The organism is Rhodococcus sp. P3_B8 (assembly GCF_056402775.1).
Window position 1 is genome coordinate 1 of the sequence record NZ_JBFUGT010000369.1, and the last position, 5,819, is coordinate 5,819.

The 5,819-nt window shown below is 65.7% G+C and carries 8 protein-coding genes; all 8 read right to left on the reverse strand.

Going from position 1 to position 5,819, the window contains the following annotated elements; translation table 11 throughout:
- Window positions 1–457, reverse strand: a 457-nt coding sequence (locus AC1D1G_RS40470; protein WP_477956407.1) for a F0F1 ATP synthase subunit B, incomplete at its 3' end; no start/stop codon positions are given.
- A gap of 7 nt (window positions 458–464) precedes the next feature.
- A complete protein-coding gene (locus AC1D1G_RS40475; protein WP_005252955.1) occupies window positions 465–710 on the reverse strand; it encodes an ATP synthase F0 subunit C in 246 nt (81 codons plus the stop codon).
- Window positions 711–796: 86 nt separating this feature from the next.
- Window positions 797–1,579: a F0F1 ATP synthase subunit A gene (atpB, locus tag AC1D1G_RS40480; RefSeq protein ID WP_005264492.1), complete on the reverse strand. Its 783-nt coding sequence runs from the start codon at window positions 1,577–1,579 to the stop codon at window positions 797–799.
- Window positions 1,580–1,907: 328 nt separating this feature from the next.
- Window positions 1,908–2,381: a hypothetical protein gene (locus AC1D1G_RS40485; protein ID WP_477956408.1), complete on the reverse strand. Its 474-nt coding sequence runs from the start codon at window positions 2,379–2,381 to the stop codon at window positions 1,908–1,910.
- 38 nt (window positions 2,382–2,419) lie between these two features.
- Window positions 2,420–3,601, reverse strand: a complete 1,182-nt coding sequence (locus tag AC1D1G_RS40490; RefSeq protein WP_005252952.1) for a glycosyltransferase family 4 protein — start codon at window positions 3,599–3,601, stop codon at window positions 2,420–2,422.
- Complete coding sequence (locus AC1D1G_RS40495) at window positions 3,598–4,254, reverse strand: L-threonylcarbamoyladenylate synthase (RefSeq protein ID WP_011594474.1); 657 nt, start codon at window positions 4,252–4,254, stop codon at window positions 3,598–3,600. The genes AC1D1G_RS40490 and AC1D1G_RS40495 overlap by 4 nt, the downstream gene beginning before the upstream one ends.
- Window positions 4,251–5,180 carry a peptide chain release factor N(5)-glutamine methyltransferase gene (gene prmC / locus AC1D1G_RS40500; protein WP_009474172.1) on the reverse strand — a complete coding sequence of 310 codons (930 nt, stop codon included), beginning with the start codon at window positions 5,178–5,180 and terminating at the stop codon, window positions 4,251–4,253. Before prmC ends, AC1D1G_RS40495 begins: the two co-directional genes overlap by 4 nt.
- Before the next feature lie 53 nt (window positions 5,181–5,233).
- Window positions 5,234–5,819, reverse strand: a 586-nt coding sequence (locus tag AC1D1G_RS40505) for a peptide chain release factor-like protein (protein WP_477956409.1), incomplete at its 5' end; no start/stop codon positions are given.

Consider the following 5,819-nt stretch of genomic DNA (forward strand, 5'->3'; position numbering starts at 1 on the left):
CCTTCTCAGCGAGGTCGACCGCGGTGCGGCCGAGATCGGCGCGCAGTTCGGCGACGATCTGCTGACGCTGGGCAACCAACTGGTTGTTGCCGGCGGCCACGATGCGGTCGCTTTCTTCCTGAGCCTGTGCCTTCATTTCGGCGATGATCTGCTGCCCCTGGGTGCGCGCGTCCTCACGGATCTGCGCAGCCTCGGTGCGAGCTTCGGCGAGCTGGGCGCGGTACTGCTCGAGCGCCGCCTTCGCTTCGGCCTGGGCCTCTTCGGCCCGCTTGATGCCGCCGTCGATCTGCTCGGTTCGCTCGGCAAGGACCTTCTGGAACATCGGAAGGACGTACTTCCAGAAGACGAAACCAACGATGACCAGGCAGACGATCGACCAAACGATGTCATACGTCGCGGGGAGGAGAGGGTTGTGACTCTCTTCCTCTGCCGCGAGCAATGCGATGTTGGCTGCCATGACGGTCTTAGAAAATGAAGCCGGCGACGAGGCCGATCAGCGCGAGGGCTTCGGTGAAGGCGATACCGAGGAACATCGTGGTACGAACCTGTCCGGCCATCTCGGGCTGGCGAACCATTCCCTCGATCGCCTTGCCGACGACGATGCCCACGCCGATGCCGGGGCCGATCGCGGCGAGACCGTAGCCGATGGCTCCGAAGCCCGTCGAGTTGGTTTCCTGGACAGCTTCCTGAGCGAGGTAGGCGAGGCTCATGGTGTTCCGTTCCCTTTCTGTTGACCTCCGCCGGATTCGGCGGGAGGCTCAGTTCTTGGTGTAGCTGGTCGTGAAAACTTGTGGTGCTAGTGCGAATCCGCGTGCAGCGCCAGATCGATGTACACCGACGTGAGCAGCGCGAAGACGTAGGCCTGCAGGAAGATCACCAGCAGTTCGAAGAAGGTGAATGCAATGCCGGCGGCAAGCGAGGCCACACCGAACACGGCCTGGAAGCCACCGGAGACGAAGAAGAAGTACTGGGTGGCGCTGAAGAACAGCACCAGCAGGATGTGGCCGGCCAGCATGTTGGCCATGAGACGAACCATGAGGGTGAACGGCCGGAGGACGAACGTCGAGATGAACTCGATCGGCACGAGCAGGAAGTGCAGCGGAAGCGGAACACCGGGGACCACGATGCTGCTCTTCACGTACTTGAAGAAGCCGTACTTCTTGATGCCGACGTAGTTGAACACGATGTACGCCAGGGCGGCGAGCACCAGCGGCATGCCGATTCGCGCGTTCGGCGAGATATTGATGAAGGGGATGATGCTGCCGAGGTTGCTGGCGAGCACCAGGAAGAAGATGGTGGTGATGACCGGCAGGAAGCGCTTGCCCTGCTCTTTGCCGAGAATCTCTTCCGCGATGTTGATCCGGACGAAGTCGAGCGCGATCTCACCGATGTTCTGGACACCGCGCGGAATGATCTTCGGGCTGCGCATCGCGATGACGAAGAAGAGCATCATCAGTCCGGACAGCAGGATGCGAACCAGCATCAGGCGGTCGAGTTCRAACGGAGTCCCTTCGAACAGGACCGCGGGCGGGAAGAAGTCGTTCAGGGAAGGCGCGTGGAATTCTTCTCCAGCAGCCACGTTGATGACGCTCAGCGTTCTCTCCCGTAGTCGGTCCGCAGCCTTCGTTGACTGCGGTTCGATCGGACATTGACGATCAAACAAGTCGACAAGCTCGACTCGCGTATTCGTCAGCTGCTGCGGACTGTTCGAGTCCAGCGTCTGTCGGTGTCGGCGACTCTCGTCGACTCGGCGGCCCTGAAAGTGCGGGCTACCTACAAGCATGCAATACCGGCGAGTAACTTACTCGCACTCTCATTGCTCTCGCTTGACCCAGACCTTAGCAAGTCATCTACGACGTTGTGTAGACGGGGTCCGGGTCGATTYAATTTTACTACATCTCGTAGTACTACTTATCGTCCGATTCCGGCGATCCGGCGTCGTCCGACGGCGTGGGCTCGACGTACGGCGCCTTGGTTCCCAGAACTCCGAACGTCTCCGCTCCCAGCACGATCACGAGCGACAGCACCATGACCAGCACCAATGCTGTCTTGTCGTAGAAGTCGAGCGGTTTGAGGATCGCCAGGACCGTGATCGCGAGGATCATCTTCAACAACCACGTACCGAGCAGTACCGCTCCCGCCGTCAAGGCCGGAAGTTTCGCGGTGAACAGCACACCCAGTGCGGTGCACAGGATGAACCCTCCCCCGACTGCCGCACCGAGAAGAGCGCCGTACAGACCGGGCTTGCCCGCGACGAGAAATGCGATGATCGAGCCGAACACTGCCAGCACGATCAGACCGAGAACTCCGTAGCGGACGGCAGCCCGCAACGACGCGGTGTGATCAGGGGCGGAGGCGGGGGTGAACGTCACGGTCGCCAAGGGTAGTGGATCTTCGCCGGTCCGCCGCAACCCTCCGGTCAGCCGCGACGGTCGTGCTGCTGTCCGCGAATCGACGGGACGGCCGTCACGACCAGCGCGAAGACGAGGCCTCCCGCAACCAGGAGGACGACGACGCGACGGTCGAACAAGGCTGATCCGACCGCGCCGAACGCCAGGACACCGACCCACAAGTAGATGAGCAGCACGACGCGGCGGTGCGAGTGCCCGATCTGCAGCAGCCGGTGGTGCAGGTGCATCTTGTCGGGACTGAACGGGCTCACGCCCGCACGGGTCCGCCGGACGACGGCGAGCAGCAGGTCCAGGATCGGGATGAACATGACGGCACCGACCAGGAGCAGCGGAGAGAGAAGACCGAGCAGGTCGCGGGTGCCGTACGCGGTCAGCGGGATGCGACCGGACGCGCTGGTGGAGATGGCCGCGAGCATCAGACCGATCAGCATGGAGCCGGAGTCGCCCATGAAGATCTTGGCGGGCTGGAAGTTGTGCGGAAGAAATCCGAGACACGCACCTGCCAGCGCCGCGGCGATCAGCGCGGGCGGATACGCGCTGACGTCGCCGCCCTGATCGTGCAGAAGCCCCACCGAGAACACGCAGATCGCGAGCGAGGAGATCAGACCGAGGCCCGCCGCGAGACCGTCGAGGCCGTCGACGAAGTTCATGGCGTTCACCATCACGACCGCGACACCCACGGTGACGAGACCGGCCTGGAGCTGGTCGAGGATGACAGTGCTGCCGTCCCCGAACGGCATATAGATGATGAACCAGCTCACACCCATCACGACGAGGATGCCCGCCGCGGTGACCTGCCCGACGAACTTGGTGAGCGCGTCCAGACCCCACCGGTCGTCGACCACCCCCACCAGCACGATCACGAACCCCGAGACCAGGGCCGCGGGAATGTCGGAGGTGAACTCGAATCCCCTGGTGAGCGCGGGTAGCTGCTGCGCGAACAACAACGCGACGAGCATGCCGAGATACATGCCGACCCCGCCGAGACGGGGCGTCGGGGTGACGTGGACGTCCCGGTCCCGCGGCACGGCGACAGCCCCGAACCGGAGCGCGAACAGCCGCACCGCCCCGGTGGCCAGGTAGGTGACCACCGCAGCGGTGAAGAGGACGAGCAGGAGTTCACGCAGCGGGACACCCGCGCCCCCACCTGCTTGGGCCAGCGCCACGCCGGCCGATTCGGCAGCACTCACTGGGCGGACAGACTCTCCGCCGTCACTCCGAGCACGTCGGCGACATCGCCGGTGGGCACGGCGCCTTCACGCAGGATCCGGGGGGTCGCACCGGTGAGGTCGACGATCGTCGAGGCCTGCCCCTGCTCCGCCCGACCACCGTCGAGGTACACGCTCGCCGAGCCGCCGAGCTGCTCGCGCGCTTCCTCGACCGTCGTCGCGGGCGGCTGCCCGGAGACGTTCGCGCTCGACACCGCCAGCGGTCCGACTTCACGCAACAGTTCGAGGGCGACGGGGTGCAGCGGCATGCGCAGCATGACCGTGCCCCGGGTGTCGCCGAGGTCCCATGCCAGCGAAGGCGCTTGCTCCACAACGAGACTCAGCCCGCCCGGCCAGAACGCCCGGATGAGGTCGCGCGTCTGCGGACGCACGCTGTACACCAGTCCGTCGATCGTGTTCCACGAGCCGACGAGCACGGGAACCGGCATGTCGCGCCCGCGACCCTTGGCCCGCAGGAGGGCGGCGACGGCCTCGCTGTCGAATGCGTCCGCGCCGATTCCGTACAGCGTGTCCGTGGGAAGCACGACGAGCCGCCCGGCCTTCAGCGCATTCTTGGCCGCACTCATTCCGGCGGAGCGTGAATCGGGAAGGCCACAGTCGTAAACGGTACTCACCCGCCCATTCTTTCACCCTCGGTGACGGCCCCTGCACGCTGCGCCTCGATATCCGTGGCGACGCGCCGGGCGACCACGAAGCGCGGCTTGCCTGCGAGGTCCGGGTGCTCCGCGACTTCGCCGAACACCCGGCGGGACGCGAACAGGGCCGCCACGTCGGCCCCGTTACTGTCGTCGTGTTCGATGCCGACCGCTCCCCCGATCCGCAACCAGCGGGCGACGTTCGAGATCATCGGCTTGATGACGGACAGGCCGTCCGGTCCGGCGAACAGCGCGCTGTGCGGATCGTGGTCGGCCACCTCGGGTTCGAGCTCGACGCCCTCCGGAATGTACGGCGGGTTCGCCACGATCAGGTCGACGCCGCCTTCGAGCCCGGCCAGCAACGTCCGGTCGGTCACGTCGCCCTGGTACAGGCGAATCGGTGCGTCACCTGCCTGTTCGCGGGCGTCGGCGTTACGCCGGGCCCACGCGAGCGCGTGCGGTTCGAGTTCGACGGCGTGCACGACTGCGTCGGGCCGGGCGTTGGCGATCGCGAGCGCCAGCGCACCCGAGCCGGTGCACAGGTCGAGGACCACCGGCGGATGCTGGTCGCAGCTTCCGAGGAAGGCGAGCGCCCACCCGAGCAGCAGTTCCGTCTCGGGACGCGGCACGAAGACCCCGGGACCGACCTCGATGTCGATGTCCCCCATCGCGGCCGTACCGAGGATGTACTGCAACGGAATCCGCTTGGCGCGCTGGTCGACCATCTTCTTGTACGCGTCGATCACCGACTCGTCGACCAGCGGGACGAGGCCGAGCCGGGTCCGCTCCACCCCCAGCAGGTGGGCCGCGAGCAGTTCGGCATCCGCACGGGAGCTACGCACCCCGGCCTCGTCGAGTTGCGCGGTTGCGTCGATCAGGGCCAGGCGAAGAGGAAGGCGACTCACAGGTACAGAGTGCCACGCGGCTCGCCGTCCGGTGGCGGGGTCCCGCTTCGCGGTTACTCCGCGGCGAGCCTCGCCTCGCGGTCGGACTTGCCCAGGGCGTCCAGTAGGGCGTCCAGTTCGCCGTCCAGGACCGCATCCAGGTTGTGGGACTTGAAACCGATCCGGTGATCGGTGATGCGGTTCTCCGGGAAGTTGTAGGTGCGGATGCGCTCCGAACGGTCGACGGTGCGCACCTGACTCTGCCTGCCTGCCGACGCCTCCGCATCCGCGGCTTCCTCGGCGGCGGCCTGCAGCCGAGCGGCGAGCACCTGCATGGCGCGGGCCTTGTTCTGCAGCTGTGAGCGCTCGTTCTGGCAGGTCACGACGATTCCGGTGGGCAGGTGCGTGATACGGACCGCGGAGTCGGTGGTGTTGACACCCTGACCGCCCTTGCCCGAGGAGCGGTAGACGTCGATGCGCAGATCGGTTTCGTCGATCTGCACCTCCTCGACCTCTTCCGGTTCCGGGTAGATGAGGACACCGGCGGCGGACGTGTGGACGCGTCCCTGCGATTCCGTGACGGGCACCCGCTGCACGCGGTGGACACCGCCCTCGAACTTCAGTCGTGCCCAGACCCCGTCACGCACATCACCCTTCGAC

Coding starts and splice junctions, on each gene's coding strand:
- AC1D1G_RS40475 (WP_005252955.1), bottom strand. CDS start 710: ATGAGCCTCGCCTACCTCGCTCAGGAAGCTGTCCAGGAAACCAACTCG.